At 50.6% G+C, this 19384-nt stretch carries 21 protein-coding genes and 1 other annotated feature; of the genes, 3 read left to right on the forward strand and 18 right to left on the reverse strand.

Annotation, left to right across the window (positions count from 1 at the left end; genetic code table 11):
- The first annotated feature begins 168 nt into the window (after window positions 1–168).
- Window positions 169–348 carry a small acid-soluble spore protein H gene (locus tag POTG_RS17190; RefSeq protein ID WP_036646017.1) on the forward strand — a complete coding sequence of 60 codons (180 nt, stop codon included), beginning with the start codon at window positions 169–171 and terminating at the stop codon, window positions 346–348.
- A gap of 67 nt (window positions 349–415) precedes the next feature.
- Here the strand turns inward: POTG_RS17190 and POTG_RS17195 are convergent, their stop codons facing one another.
- The 12 genes from POTG_RS17195 to POTG_RS17250 form a co-directional block, all read right to left on the reverse strand.
- Window positions 416–1975, reverse strand: a complete 1560-nt coding sequence (locus tag POTG_RS17195; RefSeq protein ID WP_009226120.1) for a 2-isopropylmalate synthase — start codon at window positions 1973–1975, stop codon at window positions 416–418.
- A gap of 98 nt (window positions 1976–2073) precedes the next feature.
- Window positions 2074–2305 (reverse strand) — a binding site (T-box leader).
- Window positions 2306–2372: 67 nt separating this feature from the next.
- The gene (locus POTG_RS17200; RefSeq protein WP_009226121.1) at window positions 2373–2942 is read right to left on the reverse strand and encodes a hypothetical protein; all 570 of its coding nucleotides are present in this window, start codon (window positions 2940–2942) and stop codon (window positions 2373–2375) included.
- A 9-nt stretch (window positions 2943–2951) separates the two neighbouring features.
- Window positions 2952–4910, reverse strand: a complete 1959-nt coding sequence (locus tag POTG_RS17205) for an elongation factor G (protein WP_036646020.1) — start codon at window positions 4908–4910, stop codon at window positions 2952–2954.
- A gap of 18 nt (window positions 4911–4928) precedes the next feature.
- Window positions 4929–6287, reverse strand: coding sequence for a PFL family protein (locus tag POTG_RS17210; RefSeq protein ID WP_009226123.1), 1359 nt, complete (start codon window positions 6285–6287; stop codon window positions 4929–4931).
- Between the two features lie 17 nt (window positions 6288–6304).
- The gene (locus tag POTG_RS17215) at window positions 6305–6574 is read right to left on the reverse strand and encodes an ACT domain-containing protein (protein ID WP_009226124.1); all 270 of its coding nucleotides are present in this window, start codon (window positions 6572–6574) and stop codon (window positions 6305–6307) included.
- 85 nt (window positions 6575–6659) lie between these two features.
- Entirely contained in the window at window positions 6660–7169 is a 510-nt protein-coding gene (locus POTG_RS17220) for a MerR family transcriptional regulator (RefSeq protein ID WP_009226125.1), read from the reverse strand.
- Window positions 7170–7366: 197 nt separating this feature from the next.
- Window positions 7367–8899, reverse strand: coding sequence for a glycine betaine uptake BCCT transporter (locus POTG_RS17225; RefSeq protein ID WP_009226126.1), 1533 nt, complete (start codon window positions 8897–8899; stop codon window positions 7367–7369).
- Between the two features lie 96 nt (window positions 8900–8995).
- Window positions 8996–9565: a GNAT family N-acetyltransferase gene (locus tag POTG_RS17230; RefSeq protein ID WP_009226127.1), complete on the reverse strand. Its 570-nt coding sequence runs from the start codon at window positions 9563–9565 to the stop codon at window positions 8996–8998.
- A gap of 108 nt (window positions 9566–9673) precedes the next feature.
- Window positions 9674–10543: a VOC family protein gene (locus POTG_RS17235; RefSeq protein WP_036646022.1), complete on the reverse strand. Its 870-nt coding sequence runs from the start codon at window positions 10541–10543 to the stop codon at window positions 9674–9676.
- A 195-nt stretch (window positions 10544–10738) separates the two neighbouring features.
- A complete protein-coding gene (locus POTG_RS17240) occupies window positions 10739–11176 on the reverse strand; it encodes an Rrf2 family transcriptional regulator (RefSeq protein WP_009226129.1) in 438 nt (145 codons plus the stop codon).
- Between the two features lie 109 nt (window positions 11177–11285).
- Window positions 11286–12071: a TIGR00266 family protein gene (locus tag POTG_RS17245; protein ID WP_009226130.1), complete on the reverse strand. Its 786-nt coding sequence runs from the start codon at window positions 12069–12071 to the stop codon at window positions 11286–11288.
- Between the two features lie 77 nt (window positions 12072–12148).
- Window positions 12149–12637: a cysteine hydrolase family protein gene (locus tag POTG_RS17250; RefSeq protein WP_009226131.1), complete on the reverse strand. Its 489-nt coding sequence runs from the start codon at window positions 12635–12637 to the stop codon at window positions 12149–12151.
- Window positions 12638–12821: 184 nt separating this feature from the next.
- Between POTG_RS17250 and POTG_RS17255 the strand changes: the two genes are divergently transcribed.
- Window positions 12822–13094, forward strand: coding sequence for a thioredoxin family protein (locus tag POTG_RS17255; RefSeq protein ID WP_009226132.1), 273 nt, complete (start codon window positions 12822–12824; stop codon window positions 13092–13094).
- 72 nt (window positions 13095–13166) lie between these two features.
- On the opposite strand, the gene POTG_RS17260 is transcribed toward POTG_RS17255, so the two are convergent.
- The 3 genes from POTG_RS17260 to POTG_RS17270 form a co-directional block, all read right to left on the reverse strand.
- Complete coding sequence (locus POTG_RS17260; RefSeq protein ID WP_036646024.1) at window positions 13167–13634, reverse strand: hypothetical protein; 468 nt, start codon at window positions 13632–13634, stop codon at window positions 13167–13169.
- Between the two features lie 95 nt (window positions 13635–13729).
- Window positions 13730–14824, reverse strand: coding sequence for an AI-2E family transporter (locus POTG_RS17265; protein ID WP_009226134.1), 1095 nt, complete (start codon window positions 14822–14824; stop codon window positions 13730–13732).
- A 49-nt stretch (window positions 14825–14873) separates the two neighbouring features.
- Window positions 14874–15149 (reverse strand): hypothetical protein, encoded by a 276-nt coding sequence (locus POTG_RS17270; RefSeq protein WP_009226135.1) that lies wholly within the window; start codon window positions 15147–15149, stop codon window positions 14874–14876.
- A 169-nt stretch (window positions 15150–15318) separates the two neighbouring features.
- Between POTG_RS17270 and POTG_RS17275 the strand changes: the two genes are divergently transcribed.
- Window positions 15319–16551 (forward strand): aminopeptidase, encoded by a 1233-nt coding sequence (locus tag POTG_RS17275; protein ID WP_009226136.1) that lies wholly within the window; start codon window positions 15319–15321, stop codon window positions 16549–16551.
- A gap of 56 nt (window positions 16552–16607) precedes the next feature.
- Here the strand turns inward: POTG_RS17275 and POTG_RS17280 are convergent, their stop codons facing one another.
- From POTG_RS17280 to POTG_RS17290, 3 genes are all read right to left on the reverse strand, one after another.
- Entirely contained in the window at window positions 16608–17888 is a 1281-nt protein-coding gene (locus tag POTG_RS17280; RefSeq protein ID WP_198136229.1) for a hemolysin family protein, read from the reverse strand.
- A gap of 323 nt (window positions 17889–18211) precedes the next feature.
- On the reverse strand, window positions 18212–18655 hold the full coding sequence (gerQ, locus tag POTG_RS17285) for a spore coat protein GerQ (protein ID WP_009226138.1): 444 nt from the start codon (window positions 18653–18655) through the stop codon (window positions 18212–18214).
- Between the two features lie 42 nt (window positions 18656–18697).
- Window positions 18698–19120: a cell wall hydrolase gene (locus tag POTG_RS17290; RefSeq protein ID WP_009226139.1), complete on the reverse strand. Its 423-nt coding sequence runs from the start codon at window positions 19118–19120 to the stop codon at window positions 18698–18700.
- Between the last annotated feature and the right edge of the window lie 264 nt (window positions 19121–19384).

A 19384-nucleotide genomic window follows, 5' to 3' on the forward strand; every position in this document is an offset into this window, starting at 1 on the left:
TATTAAATATAAGTAGAAGAGTTTTTAAAGTAAATCATTTAAACCAAATTAGCGATTAAAATTTACAATTTTATGCGTTTCACGTCATGAAGAGAATAAAACCAGGGGGAACCGGGTATTTTATGATCGGCAGGAAGACTGAACTACATGACAATAGGAGGTTATCCGATGGACAGTCAACGCGCTAAAGAGATTGTCGCTTCCCCTACCATGGTCAACGTAACCTACGATGGCGAACCGGTTTACATTCAACACGTGGACGAAAAGAAAGAAACCGCACGGATCTATCCGTTAGGTCAACCGGAGAACGAAAAAGAAGTACCCTTATCCCAACTGAATGAACAATGAAAATAAAGGCAGAAGGCTCTTTATGAGAGCTCCTTCTGCCTCATTTTTTACGCACCGCTCATTTAGTTTACATAACATTTGCTATGTCGCTTATGGGCGCACCAGCTAATACCATCGCATTGATGCCGTTCACGTAGGCCTGACCGCTCGCTTTGATGATGTCAGTGTCCATGGCGCGTCCTGTGTAGGTTTTTCCTCCTGCTTCCAGCTGAATATTTACCCGACCAATCGCTTCTTTCCCATGGGAAATGCTGTTGATCTTATAGGAAGTCAGTTTGGCGTCGATGCCGGTTAACGACTTGATTGCACTGTAAAGCGCGTCGATCGGGCCATCTCCAATCGCGCTGCCCTTCCGCTCTTGTCCGTTGATCTTTAAGGTAACGGTGGCCGTTGGGCAAATGTCATTCGTCACGACTTGGAACGAAGTCAGCTCGAACAGCGGATGACCGGAATCGCTTTGTTCTTGATGTTCACTAATCAGGTAATATAGGTCATGGTCGTACACTTCTTTTTTCGCATCGGCCAATGTCAAAAACCGTTGGAATAACCGTTCAAACCCCACGGCATCCGACGTATCGAACCCCAACTTCTCCACCGCATGCTTCACCGCATGCCGACCGGAACGGGCCGTCAAAATCAGCTCCATACTTTCAGCCCCCACCTCTTCAGGGGACATAATTTCATACACCTGCTTATCCTTCAACAGACCGTCTTGGTGAATTCCGGAGGAATGGGCAAACGCATTGTCGCCGGTGATCGCTTTGTTCACCTGCACATCGAGTCCCGTCAAATGGGTCAGCAGCCGTGACGTGCGAATCAGCTCCTTCGTATCGATGTTCGTGCGACATCCGTACAGCGCCTCGCGTACCTTCAAGGCCATCACCGCTTCCTCCAACGAGGCGTTTCCGGCCCGTTCACCAAGACCGTTAATCGTGCACTCGATTTTCTCGGCCCCGTTCTTGATGGCGCTTAAGGTATTGGCGGTGGCTAAACCAAGATCGTTATGACAATGGACGCTGAGGATTACAGAATCGTCGAGATTTTTCAGCCGCTCGTGAATGCGTCGGATCAGGTGTCCAAATTCCTCCGGCTCCGCGTAGCCCACGGTGTCGGGGATGTTAATCATCGTGGCTCCGGCTTTGACGACCGCCTCGATCGTCTTCCACAAATACTCAAAATCCGCCCTCGAAGCGTCCTCGGTAGAATACTGGACCTGCGGCAACAGAGTTTTAGCATATTTCACCGCATCGACACCCATTTGCAGAACGGCATCTTTGGAGCGGTTAAATTTCTTTTCCACATGGACGTTCGAAGCGCCAAGCACAATATGGATCAACGGTTGTTCTGCCTCACGGATGCTTTCGTATACGGCATCGATGTCGGATTTAACCGCCCGGGCCAACGCGGTAATGCCTACGCTGTCCCCTACACTTCGGGCAATTTGCTGCACCGCCTGAAAATCTCCTTGCGAGGACGCAGGGAAGCCGGCCTCAATAATATCGACACGGAGGCGCTTCAGTTGATGGGCAAACTCCAGCTTTTGCCGTACGTTTAACTTGGCTCCGGGGACTTGCTCCCCATCGCGTAACGTGGTATCCAGAACGATAATGTTGCGGTAACGGTCCATCTGAAAGTTCCTCCTTGATTTTGAAATTTGGATTGGATCTATGTGAAGCGGGGTTGATTAAACCCGGACTTTAATCAACAAAAAAACCCCGTCTCTGCTATAGAGACGAGGTTTAACCCGCGGTACCACTCTAATTCATTTCACATGATGAAATGATCTCTTTCGATGGCTAACACCATCTATCCTTGTAACGGCGGAATCCCGGCTTACCCTACTTATCAGGCAGCTGTTCATAGACGAGTTCAACATGACGGACACTGCCGTTTCGCACCACCCAACGGCTCTCTGAAAGGTCAAATCACGTTTACTATTTCTAATCAACACATTTGGCAATATGGAATTATTGGTTATTATATGCACCTAGTAACGGATTGTCAACATGACGTCATGAAATCCATCATTCTATCTCGAATTTACTTCGAAGCTCTTGGACCTTAAGAAGAGCCAACTGTAATTGTTCTTTGTAGGAGCTCCAATTTTTCTCGTCTTTGATATAACTTGAGGTGACGTTCAGCTCATCACACTGCTCAATCACTTCTTGAATAAGCTCTTGATTATCTTGTGCAACGGAAAGTTTATTATGCGCATCCAACGTTTCGTTCAAGGAATTTAATAACTGATTTGTCTCGCCTATGAGTTCATACATGGTGGAACGCAGTTCTGCAGGCACTGCCTGATCCAGGGACGGACTATCCGTGCGATTCATCGAGTAGAAAACAAACCAACTATTTTCGGAGTACCCGTCAATTTTTCCTTGAATGTAAGCCGATTCTTCTTGATCGAGCTCCACTTGGGAGATCCGTTCCAAAATGTCTGCCAAAAGAGCGAGTTGAGTCGAATATTGATGATAAAAAATATTGTGGTACAAGGTGTACGCCTCGGAATTCGGATCATCTTTCATAGGCTGACTTGTACACGAGGTGAGAATGATCGATAAAACGAAGGCGATCAAAATTTTGGGATACATTAAATCACCTCATGATACCGAAGCGTGCATATGTTTAGGCGCCTCGTCCCACGGCACAGAAAACGCTTGCCCCTTTGCACAAAAGATCGAGGACGAGGTATATGCCGGATCGGCATTTTTATTATAGTCCTTCTGGGCGATGATCGTCTCAGCTTGATGGCAAGGCTCATAACCGCCAAATTTCAGCATGATTGAACCTTTCCCGTGCGTCATCGCTGCCAGCTCTGTTGGATAATCCATAAATGTCGCTACCGGAACGACACCTGAAATCACAGCCGTCTCTTCTCCCGTCTCCGGCGGATCAAATCGGCCGTGCGCTTGCTGGATGTCGGTTAACACCTTACCGAGCTGATCTAATGGCACCTTGATTTTAAAATGGTACACCGGCTCCAGAAGCACATTCTCCGCCTGCTCCAACGCCTGCCGGATCGCGCGGTAAGTCGCCTCGCGGAAATCGCCTCCGCCGGTATGTTTATTGTGTGAGCGTCCGGTGAGCAACGTAACGCGAACATCCGTCAGCGGCGAGCCGGTCAACAGGCCGTGGTGCTCACGTTCCAACACATGTTGACCGATCAGGTTTTGATATCCTACGGACAAATCATCCGCATGGCAAGCATTTACAAACGTCACCCCGCTGCCCCGTTCGGCAGGCTCCAGCCGCAAATGGACTTCGGCATAATGCCCTAGTGGCTCGAAGTGACCGCAGCCCGTCACCGGTGTAGATATCGTCTCCTTATATAAAATTTCCGGTGGTCCAAACGTAATCTTCATCCCAAAACGTTCCTGCACCACCTGTTGCAAAATTTCCAATTGGATTTTGCCCATGACATGGATATGCAGCTCCTGCAGCGCTTCATCCCAACGGGTTCCTAAAGTCGGGTCCTCGGCGTCCAGCAGCTGAAATACCCGCAGGACTTCCTTCAGATGAAGCGGCGGTTCAAATTGCACCTTCGACTGCAACGTGGGAGCGAGCTCACGGCGAATCGGGTCTACCAATGCCCCGAGGCCTTCACCGGACGATACCGAGGTCAATCCGGTTACCGCGAACAGTTCCCCTGCTTGAACGGAATCGGCCTGCACAAACCGCTGTCCGTTGTATTTGCGAATGGCGGTTATTTTCTCCGTGCGTTGTTCGCCTTCCGGGCCGTAGGTGAGTTCATCTCTCACTTTTAACGAGCCTTGTAACGCCTTGATGAAGGTGATGCGCGTCGCTTGCTCATCATGCCGAATTTTGTACACCCGCCCCGCAAACGGAAGCTCTGGATCATACAGAGTAACCGTTAAACGATCCAACGCCTTCATAAAGACGTCGATCCCGATATCCAAGAGCGCGGATCCGCGCAGGCAAGGAAACACCTGGCCGTTTTGAACCATCTGAATGAGATGTTCGTTCCACGCTGCGTCGGATAATGTCCCTTCCAAAAATGGCTCAAGCAGCGCCTCATCCCGTTCCGCAATCCAAGCCTTTTCCGTTTCGTCTAGTTGCTCGACGGCTGCCCAGGTAGTCAGATCCAGTACATTCGCGCTCAGCTCGCGGCGGATATCTTCCAGAACTCGATCCGGGTCAGCTCCAGTGCGATCCGTCTTATTGATAAAGAAAAACGTAGGAATCCCATATGTCCGCAGCAGCTGCCAGACCGTTTCCGTGTGGCCCTCCACGCCTTCCACCGCGCTGACGATGATCACCGCATAGTCGAGTACTTGCAGCGCCCGTTCCATTTCTGCGGAAAAATCGACGTGCCCCGGCGTATCCAACAAAAAGTAGGTGGAATCCCCAACCTTCATTTCCGCCTGGTCGGCGAATACGGTAATGCCCCGCGCCTTCTCGATCTCGTGGCTGTCCAGGAAGGCGTCGCGATGATCAACCCGACCGCGGCTGCGAATCGTTTGCGTATGGTAGAGCAACGCTTCGGCAAAGGTGGTTTTCCCAGCATCGACATGCGCCAGGAGTCCGATCGTTTTGAACATAGCTGCGTCCCCCGCCACTTAGTTCTTAAAGCTGTGGATCGGAGCCGGAATCCGGCCACCCCGCTCGATGAACGGAGCGCAGTTAAAGGCGTTGACCGGCATAATTGGCGCGTAGCCCAGCAAACCGCCAAACTCCACGACCTCGCCAACATCCTTGCCGATCACCGGGATAATCCGAACCGCGGTCGTCTTGTTGTTGACCATGCCGATTGCCGATTCGTCAGCGATGATGCCGGAAATCGTCGCGGCGCTCGTGTTGCCGGGAATCGCGATCATATCGAGGCCAACGGAGCACACGCACGTCATCGCTTCCAGCTTCTCCAGCGTCAGTGCACCGCGCTGCACCGCTTCGATCATCCCGTGGTCTTCGCTGACCGGGATGAACGCACCGCTTAAGCCGCCAACGTAGGAGGAGGCCATGACGCCGCCTTTTTTCACGTTATCGTTCAAGATCGCCAGCGCGGCCGTCGTTCCCGGCGCTCCTGCTTCCTCCAAGCCCATCACTTGGAAAATCTCTGCGATGGAGTCGCCAATCTCCGGTGTCGGAGCCAGCGACAAGTCGATAATGCCAAACGGAACGCCAAGACGCTTCGACGCTTCCTGTGCAACCAACTGACCTACCCGTGTGACTTTAAACGCTGTCCGCTTAATCGTTTCGCACAACGTCTCAAAGTCCTTACCTTTCACTTCCTCCAGCGCACGCTTCACGACCCCAGGGCCGCTGACGCCCACGTTGATGACGCACTCCTGTTCACCAACACCGTGAAATGCGCCCGCCATAAACGGGTTATCTTCTACCGCATTGCAGAATACCACCAGCTTGGCGCAGCCGATCGAACCCCGATCCGCTGTCCGTTCCGCGGTACGGAGGATGATGTCACCCATCTTTTTCACCGCGTCCATATTAATCCCGTTGCGCGAGGAGCCCACGTTCACTGAGGAGCAAACCCGTTCGGTAACGGCCAGCGCTTCAGGGATGCTGTCGATCAGCACCCGGTCGCCGTTCGTAAAACCCTTCTGCACAAGGGCCGAGAAGCCGCCGATAAAGTTGACGCCTACTTCCTTCGCCGCCCGGTCCAGCGCTTCAGCCACCGGCACGAACGTATCCGTTTTCAGCCCGCCGGCAGCGATCGAAATCGGCGTTACCGAGATCCGTTTATTCACGATGGGCACGCCAAATTGCTTCTCCAGGTCCTCCCCGGTTTTGACCAGGTTTTCGGCAGTCCGGGTAATTTTATCGTAGATGTTCCGGTTAAAGACGTTCATATCCTCGTGAGCGCAATCCATCAGGCTGATGCCCATCGTAATCGTGCGTACGTCGAGGTTCATCTCGCGGATCATCGAATTGGTTTCTTGTACTTCAACGCGTGAGATCATAGTGTCCCTTCCCTTCCTCAGATCCGGTGCATCGTATTAAAAATATCTTCGTGCTGCAGCTTAATTTCCACACCGATGGAACGGCCCAGCTCCTGCAATTCTTCAACCAGCGTCTCAAAGCTCTTGGTCGGTGAAGAAATATCCACGATCATCATCATATTGAAATACCCTTGAATAATCGTCTGTGAAATATCAAGAATGTTCACATTGTGATCGGCCAAATACGTGCATACCTTGGCGATAATGCCTACTTTGTCTTTACCCAGTACGGTAATAATCCCCTTCAACCCAAGCTCCTCCTTTATGTAAGACTCCCGCCAGCGCGGACGAGTCATCTGCTTCGATTAATTATGGCAAAAGAACAGCGATTCTTCAATAAGGGTTTTCACTCGGTGACGCGGAAAAATAACGCAGCTCTGCCGTCGATATGGGCTTGCCCGGCGTTGCATCCTTTGCATGGTCAGCAGGGGTGCCGGTCATCCCTTCCGTCTCACATTCCTCAGGCTGGTACTTCCCCTGCTTCAACTTCAAATCAATAAAATCAACCACCTGCTGCAAGGAGGCGATTTGTTCAACGATGCTGGCCCGGTGCCGGATCATCTTCTCCACGAGCTCCGGGTAGTCCTCGGCATTCGCATCAGCAGACACCTTCAGGAAGGGGCGCATCTCGTCCAGGGGCATCCCGGTCTTTTTCAAACAAGAAATCAGTCGAATCGTATCCAGGTCCTCCTTGTGATAAATGCGATGTCCATTCTCCTTCCGCTCGGCTCGAGGGAGAAGTGCAATTTTCTCGTAATACCGAATTGTATCCTCGGATATCCCGGTATGCTCAGCAACTTGCTTGATCGTGAAGCTGTCTTGACTAATGGATTGCGCCGCCATCGCTTGATCCCTCCGTTAACCATCTTTTCTGCATTATACAACTTGGAGTCAGCTCCAAGTCAATATTCGATGATGTGAGAACCAGGGCTTGACTTGGAGTCGACTCCAAGATCTACAATCGGCCTGAAGTCAGTGAAGGGCTTCATAACAGTAGAGGAGGCTCTGTGAACATGAATCATGGAAATCAACCTATTGCTTTAAATTTGCTCCTTCGCTTTCAACCGTTCGATAAACTGTCGGGTTTGCCGTTCCTTGCGTTTACGTTCTTTCTCTTCACCTTTTAACGCCTTCAACAAGGAAACGCACATTCCGAGCATAATGACGGCAAAAGGCAGTGCTGCTACGATCGAAGCGGTTTGCAACCCGTTAAGCCCTCCGCTGATCAGCAGGACCAAGGCGATCAAGGACTGCAAAATCCCCCACGTTAGTTTCACCTTATTGCGAGGATGCAGCGTCCCCTTAGAGGACAGCATCCCTAACACGAAGGTTGCTGAATCCGCCGAAGTTACGAAGAACGTAATAATGAGCAACGTAGCTACTCCCGCAATCAACGTACCTAGTGGCAGTTGCTCCAACATGAGAAACAATGCGGTGGTCACGTCTTCCTGTACCGCTTGGGCCAATCCCGCATGTTGAAAGATCTCCAAATTCAATCCGGTCCCGCCGAAGACAGCGAACCATACAAATCCGAAAGCACTGGGAATGATAAGGGCTCCAAGCACAAATTCCTTGATCGTTCGTCCGCGGGACACTCTGGCGATGAAGGTTCCCACAAACGGGGCCCAAGCAATCCACCACGACCAATAAAACAGCGTCCAGTTCCCCACCCAGGTCCCTTGAGTAAATGGGGTCATGCGTAAGCTCATGACGATGAGGTTCTGCAAGTAATCCCCCAACGTGGTCGTAAATGTATCGAAGATAAAGGAAGTCGGACCTGCCAATAACACGAACAGAAGCAATGTAATGGCAATGATCAAGTTGGTATTGCTTAACAGCTTAATGCCTTTATCGAGCCCGGTGGTGGCAGATAACAGGAACAAGACGGTCACAACCGCAATAATGATCGCTTGGGTCATTATCGCATTGGGGATCCCAAATAAATGATTGAGCCCGCTGCTAATCTGCAGAGTGCCTAAACCTAACGAGGTGGCTACACCGAAAACCGTTGCGATCACAGCGAGAATATCGATGATTTTCCCCAGAACGCCTTGAGCCAGCTTCTCACCTAAGAGCGGAATGAAGGTCATGCTAATCAGTCCGCGATACCCTTTGCGGAATTGGAAATAGGCGAGGGCAAGCGAAATGAGCGAATACACGCCCCAAGGATGCAGACCCCAATGGAAAAACGAATATCGCATTGCCAGTCGGGCTGCTTGCGGGGTACCTCCCTCCGCCCCTTCTGGCGGAATTAAATAATGCGATAAAGGTTCGGCCGCTCCCCAAAAGACGAGTCCAATGCCCATCCCCGCGCTAAAGAGCATGGCAAACCACGAGAGATTCGAAAATTCGGGCTCATCGTCATCATCGCCCAGCTTAATCTGACCATGCTTGCTAAACGCCAAGTATAGCGAAAAAACAAGAAGTCCCAGCGTGGTCATTAAATAAAACCAGCCGAAACTTCCGATGGAAAAACCTAATACCTGATCCGCTGTCGCTGCCAAATGGTCTGGAGCAATAGCTCCCCAGAGGACGAACAACAGAATAATCAGAAAAGAAACGATAAATACCATTTGCCTTAACCCCCAGCCTCATTCAAAGTAACATCCTGTTACAATTGTTTGCCGAGACTGGGGAATTATGCATGCCGTGGAAGGTTGGAAATAGCTCTACCGGAACTGCCGATTCCGTTTCGCTTCATATTGCTTCTTCAGCAAAGCGAAGACAACCGCATCCACAAATTGATTTTTCTCGAAGAACGTTTCCTTTAAATATCCTTCCTCATGAAAGCCCGTCTTCTCCAACAAGTACCTGGATCGAATATTGTCGGGGTCGATATAAGCCTCAATCCGATTCAGCCCTAGATCCTCGAAGCCAAAGCGCAGTATCTCCTGCAGCACTTCCGTCATCACACCTTGGCGCCAATAGTCTGGGTTGAGCTCGTATCCGACCTCTGCTTTGAAATGCTCCTTCGACCAGTTATGAAAACCACAAGTGCCGATCACCCGGTCGCTTTCGGCTTTAACCGTAATCGCCCAGCGAAAGCCCCGCTTCTCCAAATAGCGGCTGTTCCACTTCTGGATGAGTTCCTCGGCCTCTCGGAGCTCCACGAAACGATCCAAATCGTAATATTTGGTCACTTCGTCGTTGGAGAAATAATGGAACAAATCGGCGGCGTCCTTCGTCGTCAGCCTTCTGAGTACAAAACGTTCCGTTTCTAATTGAGGGAACATTTTCATAACGACCGGTCCTTTCCTCCTAAAATAATACGTAAATCTATTATAGGTGAAGGACCGCGCCAAAAGGAAGACTTAAAATCTTCAGAACTTCCGCTGCAAGCGCACTCTTCAAGCAGCAACCGTAAGTTTAATGCCAATGCCGAAAGGATCACTAAGCCGCAGCTCATTTACCTCCCGCGTATAAGCTACCTCGGCTTCATCTAACCGGCTTACAACGGCGTCCAATGCCGGAACGTCCGGCAGCTCTACCGTAAAGTAACGAATGCCCACCGCATCCTCCGGCGCTGGCGGTGCACCTTTGCCCGCCCACAGGTTTAAGCCGATATGGTGATGGTAACCGCCAGCCGAGATAAATAACGCCGATGCGCCGAAGTGAAGTGTGACCTCAAAACCTAATACGCCGCAATAGAACTGTTCCGCCACCTGTAAATCCCCTACGTGAAAATGCACGTGGCCCATGCGCGTACCTTCCGGCAAACCGTTCCACTGCGCATGTTCGGAGAGTTGTAACAGGTTTTGGATATCCACCGGATCGGTTGTCATGTGAATTTCGCCGGATGCCGTTTTCTTCCAGGTAGCGCGGGGGCGATCGGCATAGATCTCAATGCCGTTCTGATCCGGATCACTTAGGTACAGCGCCTCGCTGACCAAGTGATCCCCCTGGCCCACGGGGATTTGATGCCGGATCAAATTGCGCAGAACAAGCCCCAAGGTCACCTGCCCCGGAACTAAGATGGCAAAATGGTACAGCCCAGATACAGACTGCTCCGGCAGCACGCGATAACGGGGATCTGCCTCCAGAATCAATAAAGGATGTTGGCCGTCTACGGTTAACTCGGCCACATGACCGTTTTGGCGCAACAGTCGAAGGCCGATCACCTCTTGATAGAAGGTGAGCGAGCGCTCCAGATCGCGAACTTTCAGTTGAATAACGCCCAGTTTTGTGGCGGGATGAATCGGTAAGGGATGAGCCAAGATCGATGTCCTCCTTCATAATTGAAAACAATGTAAAAACAAATAAATGACCGTTAAGCAGGTGTAACAGAGGATGTTACAATTGCATCGTTGTAATCAGTATAGTTACAGGAGCCTGCATTGTCAATTTTTCGCTCAAAAAAAGCCCCCTATCGTTAGGGGGCTTCACTCCGTTGACCGCTAAAGGTGAATTTCGCGTTACACGGATGGATTGTTGACGACCGAAATTTCGTTCACAACATCCTGCAGCGTTACCGCCGCAAGCGTATTTTCCATTGCCTTCTGCGCCTTGGAGAAAATCGGTTCAATGGCCGCTTGAATATTCTTACCGACCAAGCAATCGGGGTTGGTCTGATCATGGACGGCAAACAATCCGTCTTCCTCCACAACATGCACGGCACGGTATACATCCAGCAGAGTAATCTGATCCAGCTGCCGTGACAGCTTGGCTCCGGCCACCCCCGTACGGACTTCTACCAAGCCCGCTTTGCTTAGCATGCCCATAATGCGGCGGATGACAACCGGGTTCGTGTTCACGCTGCCGGCAATATATTCCGATGTGCAAATCTCGTCCTTACTGATTTCAAGCAGGGACAAGATGTGAATCGCCACAGAAAATCTGGAGCTAATCGTCATGATAAGCCGCTCCCCCTTTCCATCATCATGTAACCATATTAGTTACTTGAGGAGCGGAATGTCAACCGCCTTTCTCACCATGCAAACTCGCTGAACTTCCGTACCTCTATTATTTTCCGTCGAGCAGGTTCCCCAAGCCGCCGAGCAGGCTGCCTTCATCCTTGCGGCCTGAATAGCGGGATGCGGACAATACGCGATCTGCCAAACGGCTGAACGGCAACGATTGCACCCAAACTTTGCCGGGGCCGCGCAGCGTAGCGAAGAACAGACCTTCCCCGCCGAACAAGGCAGTTTTAACTCCTTTGACGAACTCGATGTTGTAATCGACCGAAGCCGTCATGGCCACCAAACAACCGGTGTCGAGGCGAAGCACTTCGCCAGGGGCAAGGTCTCTCTCGATGACCAAACCGCCGGAATGCACAAAAGCAAGCCCATCGCCTTCAATCTTCTGCATAATGAAGCCTTCCCCGCCAAAGAAGCCGGTACCCAGCCTCCGCTGGAATTCAATGCCGACGGACACGCCTTTGGCTGCGCACAGGAACGCGTCTTTCTGACAAATCACCTTCCCGCCAAGCATTTGCAGGTCCAGCGGGACGATTTTTCCAGGATAGGGTGAAGCAAAAGTAACGGCCTGCCGTTGATACCCGGCGTTGGTGAAGACCGTCATAAACAAGCCCTCACCGGTCAACAACCGCTTACCTGCCCCCATGAGCTTGCCCATGAGACCGCCGCCTTGATTGCTGCCATCGCCAAAAATCGTCTCCATCCGGATATCGGGATCCATCATCATAAAGCTGCCGGCTTCCGCTACGACGCTCTCTCCCTGATCCAGATGGACTTCCACACACTGCATTTCACTTCCAATAATCCGATAATCGATTTCATGTGCATTCATGGAACATGCCGCCTCCCTGATATGAAAAATGAACTAGCTCGCAACTTCACATTGCTTTAGATATGTAATGCCATAAATTAATCTTGCTTCAAAAGCGCGCGGATCACGGAGTAGCTGATCAAGCTGCGGTCCCGATAGACAGCGGTCACCGCATCGGGGTGTTCGCCGAGGATGCCTTTCTGCAAAATTGCTGCTCCAAACCCGCGCTCTACCGCGCCATTAAACGTAAACGTAACGCAGTGTTCGGCGGCAAATCCGCAGACCACGACGAAGTCGGTGTCCTGCTCACGCAGAAGCTCCTCCAGGTTCGTCTTCCAGAACGAGTTATTCCATACCTTGGAGACCCGCAGGTCAGATTCAACCAGTTTGACCTCTGGGATAACGTCGTAACCTGGAGTTCCCACACCTCCATCCTGATCTTGGACCACCACAACCGGCCGCCCTGCTTCTCTGAACAAGTCAGCGACCGCATTAATGTACTCGCAAACCTCTGGGATTTCACTTTGGATGCGTGGATGGTTCAAAAAAGCCTGCTGCATATCGATGATTAATAAGGCAGGTTTCATGCTTACCTCCTTTGCCGCCTGTATGGCAGACGCCCAATTTCCTACATTATACACGATCCATGAACTCATGCATCGTAGTTGACGATGAAGTTTTTTTTGCGATTCGAGATAAAAACGGTTGACCCTCACATCAGGGTTTATAATGAACCCAAAAAAGCAGGTGATTCAAAAGCGATGAGAATTGGTGAATTGTCCAAAGCTACAGGTGTCAGCATCCGCTCTGGTACTATCCCCTATCTTGGACGAGCTGCATGAGGAGTACGGCGGGGCCGTTCACCTGCTGAAGGTTGACTGTGATGAACTCCCGGATTTGGCGTCACAATTTGGTGTGATGTCGATGCCGACCGTGATCTTTTTTCATCAAGGCCGACCAGTGGAGAAGCTGATCGGGCTGCGGCCGAAGGATGCGTACAGAAATTTGATCGCGAAATACCCGTCGTCAACCGAATCCGCCTAAAGGAAAAGAGAAATGAAAACCAGCCAGCCGCTAAAGCTCAGACGACTGGCTGGTTTCTTTGTAAGCATCTTTTCATTCATAGACGAGAATATCGCGGAGTTGCTTCGCTTGCTCAATATAGGGTCCCTCCGCCAAATTGTTAAACGCTAAATGGGTGGCACGCAAGCTGAGCAGCCGGTCGCCCGGCTGGAGGCCAAATTGCTGCCAGGTTGACAGCGGCAGCGTAAAATACCCTTTGCTGTTCAAGTAAACCCAGCAAAACGTGCGTTCTTTAACGATAACCGGTTCCCCTTCCGGGATGGCGAATTGCTGAAGCTGAGGAATGCTGGCGAAGATCGGGGCCAGCGGCGAGTTGGCAATCAGTTCTTTGCACAGGACGCTAAAGCCTTTGGCCGTATTCCGGCCGGTCATCAGAATAATGTTGGAATCCGGTCGAATCTGGTACTCTTGCAGGGCTTGATCCGGAAGGTAAAACGATCCGTCGGGAAGAATCTTGCTCCATGCGTAAAAGTACTTCCCGCCTTTGGCTTGCACTGCCATGTACATCATCCCCCGAGCAAATTGATAGAATAATCATCGCCTAATCGCGGGGATGGGAGATATGATTTTTGTCACCTTGCAGGTCATATGGAATTTTATGGATTCGATTCGGTGAGCTCCTCAATTTTTTCAGCAAAATAAAGTTTATGTGCTTTGAGTACGATAATCTTCAGCATCATATAAACCGGAATCGCCAAGATCATCCCCAGGATGCCGCCAAAATCTCCGGCCACCAGCAACAAGACGATCGTGGTCAACGGATGAATATTGATCGTTTTGCCATAGATGTATGGGGAGATCAAGTTGCCTTCGATTTGCTGCGCAACCACCACGATAACGATAACCCAGAATACCATCGACGGAGACACGGTGAACGCCACGATGACACAAGGAATTGCCCCCAGCAGCGCCCCGAAATAGGGGATGAAGTTAAACAACGCGCCCACCACCGCAAGAAGCAATGGGTAGGGCAAACCTATCAGCCAAAAACCGATAAAGCTCATAAACGCCAGCAGCATCGCACTAATCATGCGGCCGGCGATAAATCCTTTGAGCATGTTATCAATTTCATGGATGACGCTGGCTCCATCGCGGCGGTAACGACTGGGCAGCATCCGCACCAGCAATGGCGTGACCCGCTCGTCTTCCTTCAGCATGTAATAGAGCAGGATCGGGACGGTACCGACGACAATGACGAAATCGTTCAGGAAAGTCACCACATGGGACAAGTAACCGGAGATGGCTTCCATGGCCGAGTTCAAATATTCCGTGACTTTGCTCATCAGTTCCGGACTGGTTTCATTCGTCACCATGGAGAGATAACGATTGTCGCGGATGTCGTTGAATTGGGTCTGCAGTCCGTTGATCATCTTCGGCACATTGTTCATAAATTCGATGATCTGCCTCCGGAGCGGCGGCCATACAACGATTAAGAAGATCGTAATGACTCCGGCGAATAACAAGTAGATCAGCAGGATCGACAGCACCCGGTTCAGTTTCTTCCGTTCCAAGAACTGTACGATCGGCCGCAGCAGATAATATAGAAATCCGGAGATCGTGAGCGGGACAATTAGAATGGACACCAGCGTCACCAGCGGATTAAAGATAAAGCTGACCTTGGACAACAAATAGATAATGGTCAGCACCATAATAATCCCAAGCGATGTGCGATAAAACGGATGTTGCCACACGGTTTGTTCCTCCTCCCCCACTCTTCCATATCCAACGGAAGTTTACGGTTTAAGCCTCCGGCAGCGTATCCAACGCAGCATCCAACAGGGTATCAAACCACTCGTCGTCTTCTTCGATCCGTGCGTCAACTTGAAGGAATTGCTCCTCAATGCCAGGTTCGTTGGCATAATGAAGGCTGTAATCCCAATCGGTTCCCTTCTCACTGTAGAAGGTAATTTCATAAGCTGCCTTATGCGAGCTCACTTCGAAAATGGTTTTGCCGATATAGGAGCCATCCTCCTCCCGGCGCATTTCTGCGTGAACAATGGTCAATTCGTTCATCATTTACGTAACTCCTTTTTATGGGACAGTCTCTTTGCAATATCGTACCATGTTTTGGGGGAATATCAAATGTAGAAACTAAGGATCGCCTTCGCACGGCATTCCAATTTCGCTGGCAAATGGTGTATGATTAAGCATGTAATTAATTCCTAAAGTTTGGAGGAAACCGTAGATGTCCGATTTTCAAAAGAAACTGGAAAAATATGCTGAACTCGCTGTAAAAATTGGCGTTAACGTTCAACCCGGACAAAATTTGATTATCAACACGACCATCGATAGCGCGGAGCTCGTCCGGCTTATTGTGAAACAAGCCTATGAAGCCGGCGCTCGCTTTGTTAAAGTCAACTGGAGCGACGATGTGGTCACCCGTCTTCGCTATGATATGGCTGCCGAAGAATCTTTCCTGGATGAACCAAAATGGTATGCCGGCGAAATGCTGGAATACGTAGAGAACGGTGCAGCGGTGCTGCATGTCATTTCCTCCGACCCTGATCTGCTGAAAGGCGTGTCCACCCAGCGGCTCACCAATCATCAGAAAGCGTACGGCAAAGCGATGAGCAAATACCGCGAAATGCAGATGTCCGATAAATTCAGCTGGTCGATCGTGGCAGTTCCTTCCAAGGCTTGGGCGGATAAAGTGTTCCCTAACCTTCCTGAAGAAGAACGCGTACAAGCGTTGTGGGAAGCAATCTTCCGTACGGTTCGCCTGGATCAACCAGACCCGATCGCCGCTTGGCAGCAACATATCCAGAACCTGACGCAAAAATCCGATTACTTAAATGCGAAACGATACAAGAAGCTGCATTACAAAGCGCCTGGGACCGACCTCACCATCGAGCTGCCGGAAGGCCATCTGTGGGTCGCTGCGGAAAGCATCAACGCCCAAGGCAACACCTTCCTGGCCAACCTGCCAACCGAGGAAGTCTTCACCGCTCCGCTCAAAACTGGGGTAAACGGCACGGTCTCCGCAACGAAACCGCTGAGCTACCGCGGCACGATCATCGACCGTTTCTCGTTGACGTTCGAAAACGGCCGCATCGTGGATTACAAAGCCGAAGTAGGCGCCGATGTCCTTAAACAGCTCGTGGATCTGGACGAAGGTTCGCATTACTTGGGAGAGGTGGCGTTAGTTCCGCATAACTCCCCAATCTCGCAATCCGGTATTTTGTTCTACAATACGCTGTTTGACGAGAACGCCTCCAACCACCTGGCCATCGGCAATGCCTACGCCTTTAACCTGGAAGGCGGCAAATCGATGTCCCAGGAAGAACTGGCACAACGCGGTTTGAACTCCAGCTTGGCGCATGAAGACTTTATGGTGGGGTCCGCTGAGATGGATATTTTCGGCATCACTGCAGACGGCAAGGAAGAACCGATCTTCATTAAAGGCAACTGGGCATTCTAATCGAAAAACAATAAAACCGGATGCTCTCTATCAATGAGAGTCATCCGGTTTTATTTTTAAGCGCCCGCTTCTTCCAACGGCAAGAGCTGCTGGCGAATGAGCTTGACGCGAGAGATGCGTTTGTTGTCGGTTTCCTCCACCACGTACGTGATTCCGCCGTATTCTACGGTTTGCCCGACCTGCGGAGGCAGGATATCGATCCGTGAATATAACCAACCGCCAATGGTGTCATAATCGTCGGAATCCAGCTCCAGGCCAAATCGGTCATTGATGGACTCGATCAGCATAAGCCCGTCGATCGAATACACATTCGTGTCCAGCTGCTCGATCCCAGGACGTTCCTCATCGAACTCATCCTGAATCTCGCCGACAATCTCCTCGACGATGTCCTCCAACGTAACCATTCCAGAGGTCCCGCCGTATTCATCGATCAAGATCGCGATTTGCGTTCGTCCCCGCTGCATACGCTTCATCAAATCACTGATCGGGATCGATTCCGGGACGGCCATAATCGGACGAATTAAGTCACGGATATTCCGGTTTTGGGAGCGGATCAAATCCTTAATATGAATAAATCCGATAATATGATCTTTATCATGATTGCAAACAGGATAACGCGTTCTTGTGCCTTCCAAGGCGATTTCCAGGTTCTCTTCCAGCGAATGCTGAGTATACAAACAGATCATTTCAGTTCGGGGGATCATAATCTCCCGAGCGGTTGTATCGGCAAACTCAAAAATATTGTCCACCAGCGACATTTCCGTGCTGTCGATCAAACCGCTTTCGCTGCTCTCCTTCATCATGACACGGATTTCTTCTTCCGTGTGAAGCGAGTCCTGCTCCGTTACTGGCGCAATGCGAAACAGTCGCAAGAGACCGGCGGAGAGCCCGTTTAACAGCCAGATGAACGGGTACATTAGCCGGTAAAAGATGCGCATCGGCCAAGCGAGCCATAACGTGATGGTCTCGGCTTTACGGACAGCGATCGTCTTGGGGGCCAGCTCTCCCAGCACGATATGCAAGATGGCGATCAGGAGAAACGAAACGGCTAACGAAATGATAAATCCCGGCCTTTCGCCAAAGCCCATCATTTCGAACATCGGCCCTAGAATTCGGGCAACAACGGGTTCGCCGAGCCAGCCGAGCCCAAGCGAACTGAGGGTTATCCCAACCTGGCAGGCTGACAAATAACCGTCCAGCTTGCTTAACAGCTCTTTCGCGATTATCGCGTTCCTTCGCCCCTCCTCGGCTAACGCCTCGATGCGGGAGCTCTTCACCTTCACAATGGCAAATTCAGCCGACACAAAAAGTCCGTTAAGCAACACCAATAACACCATGAATCCTACGGAATAAAGACTCGGTAAAGGGTCACTCAATACGTTTCCTATTCCCGCCGATCCGGCGGCGAATAGGTGCACCTCCTTCGTGGATTAAAATCATCAGTATTCCATTGCATTCCATATAAGAACGACAGCTTTAATTTCCCAAGGGATTCATCTCCTTTATTTCCAAACAGTTACATGCCATATATAAATTCATCTTAATTATATTATTATACACTACACAGTCAAACGCTGCGGTATTCCTAGCGAACAGGCGTGGCAGGCTGGAAAAATAAACAAAAAGGCCCCCTTGGAAGTGCAAGGGAACCTGAATGAATTTAACGAGTTGGCGGCGGGGAACCAATCACGCCAGGGTATTGATATATCAGCGGCTCGTCGAACGTAGCGTAGTCGAAATTGACCATCAGCATCACGGTCCGCACGCCAGTAACCGGATCGCTGATAATGATATGATCGCGTCCGGCGGCTTCCAGTACGCCTTTAAAGACTTTCGCGTTCCATTCGCTGTTGTTCTCGTAGGTCATGTAGAACGTGCCGACTTTGCCTAAATTCAGACGAAAAATATTTTCAATGTAAGATTGCTCAAAAGCCTGCTGCGGCAACGGCATCACCGTTCCACTGGGCGTAATCGGGCTCCCGCTGGCTACTTGCGGCGGCATGCCGGTTCCGGTTGTTTGTGGATATCCTCCTCCTATCGGCATCATCGGATAAGTACTATGGCCTGCGGGATATGCGGCTTGCCGGAATTGTTGAGTAAACATCTAATCCATTCCTCCTTATGATTAATCAAGCAAATGACAGAGTTAATAGACGGCTGGGCAATCTTCCGCGGATGGAGCAAAGAAGCAATGCGCCTTAAAGCGGCCGGTATTTTGTTGGTTGTACCAGGTGGCAGGACAATCTTCTGTCGGCCGGAAAAACCATAACGCATTGGTTGCCGGCCAAATGCGTTCCCCGTTGATCGCGCGCTGCGCCAAGCGGATATCCCGGTCGCGTGCGCGTTGGTAGAAATATCCCCTCACCGTGGCTTCGAACCCGCCGGGTCTCTGAAACACCATCCGATTCATGTCACGAATATCCCGAAAATCCAGGCAATTCGCCAGGATTCGGTTTACGCCGACATTGCCGACCATTAACATGCCCTGTTCGCCTTCTCCTTCCGCTTCCGCGCGCATCAGGCGCGCCAGCAGCCTTACGTCTTCGGAGTTCGCTTTAATGACGGCCAAGTTGGCTCCTCCTCCCTCTTTGCTGAACGGTATATTTTATGTGCATCTGCCTATTTTGGTGCTAGCATCTGGTAAAAATTCGGTGTCAAGTCGTGAATGCAAGGTTTTTACGTGAATGCGATTACAATATTGAACATTTCGTGTCTGTTTCTATGGACGCGCTTACATGAATAGCATATACTGTAGATAAATAATGTTTTTTTATACGGTTTTGCTTGTTTGTTTATAAAACGGTTGCTTCATTTTACCTTTTAGTCCAGCGGT

This window comes from Paenibacillus sp. oral taxon 786 str. D14 (genome assembly GCF_000159955.1).
Taxonomy (GTDB): domain Bacteria; phylum Bacillota; class Bacilli; order Paenibacillales; family Paenibacillaceae; genus Fontibacillus; species Fontibacillus phoenicis.

Bases quoted from the DNA above. Each gene is read 5' to 3' on its own strand.
- POTG_RS17195 (WP_009226120.1), bottom strand. From the start codon at position 1,975: ATGGACCGTTACCGCAACATTATCGTTCTGGATACCACGTTACGCGAT.
- POTG_RS17220 (WP_009226125.1), bottom strand. From the start codon at position 7,169: ATGGCGGCGCAATCCATTAGTCAAGACAGCTTCACGATCAAGCAAGTT.
- POTG_RS17225 (WP_009226126.1), bottom strand. From the start codon at position 8,899: ATGGTATTTATCGTTTCTTTTCTGATTATTCTGTTGTTCGTCCTCTGG.
- POTG_RS17275 (WP_009226136.1), top strand. From the start codon at position 15,319: ATGTCCGATTTTCAAAAGAAACTGGAAAAATATGCTGAACTCGCTGTA.
- POTG_RS17210 (WP_009226123.1), bottom strand. From the start codon at position 6,287: ATGATCTCACGCGTTGAAGTACAAGAAACCAATTCGATGATCCGCGAG.
- POTG_RS17260 (WP_036646024.1), bottom strand. From the start codon at position 13,634: ATGGCAGTGCAAGCCAAAGGCGGGAAGTACTTTTACGCATGGAGCAAG.
- POTG_RS17190 (WP_036646017.1), top strand. From the start codon at position 169: ATGGACAGTCAACGCGCTAAAGAGATTGTCGCTTCCCCTACCATGGTC.
- POTG_RS17245 (WP_009226130.1), bottom strand. From the start codon at position 12,071: ATGAATGCACATGAAATCGATTATCGGATTATTGGAAGTGAAATGCAG.
- POTG_RS17250 (WP_009226131.1), bottom strand. From the start codon at position 12,637: ATGAAACCTGCCTTATTAATCATCGATATGCAGCAGGCTTTTTTGAAC.
- POTG_RS17280 (WP_198136229.1), bottom strand. From the start codon at position 17,888: ATGGTGTTATTGGTGTTGCTTAACGGACTTTTTGTGTCGGCTGAATTT.
- POTG_RS17270 (WP_009226135.1), bottom strand. From the start codon at position 15,149: ATGATGAACGAATTGACCATTGTTCACGCAGAAATGCGCCGGGAGGAG.
- POTG_RS17200 (WP_009226121.1), bottom strand. From the start codon at position 2,942: ATGTATCCCAAAATTTTGATCGCCTTCGTTTTATCGATCATTCTCACC.
- POTG_RS17230 (WP_009226127.1), bottom strand. From the start codon at position 9,565: ATGAAAATGTTCCCTCAATTAGAAACGGAACGTTTTGTACTCAGAAGG.
- POTG_RS17240 (WP_009226129.1), bottom strand. From the start codon at position 11,176: ATGACGATTAGCTCCAGATTTTCTGTGGCGATTCACATCTTGTCCCTG.
- gerQ (WP_009226138.1), bottom strand. From the start codon at position 18,655: ATGTTTACTCAACAATTCCGGCAAGCCGCATATCCCGCAGGCCATAGT.
- POTG_RS17205 (WP_036646020.1), bottom strand. From the start codon at position 4,910: ATGTTCAAAACGATCGGACTCCTGGCGCATGTCGATGCTGGGAAAACC.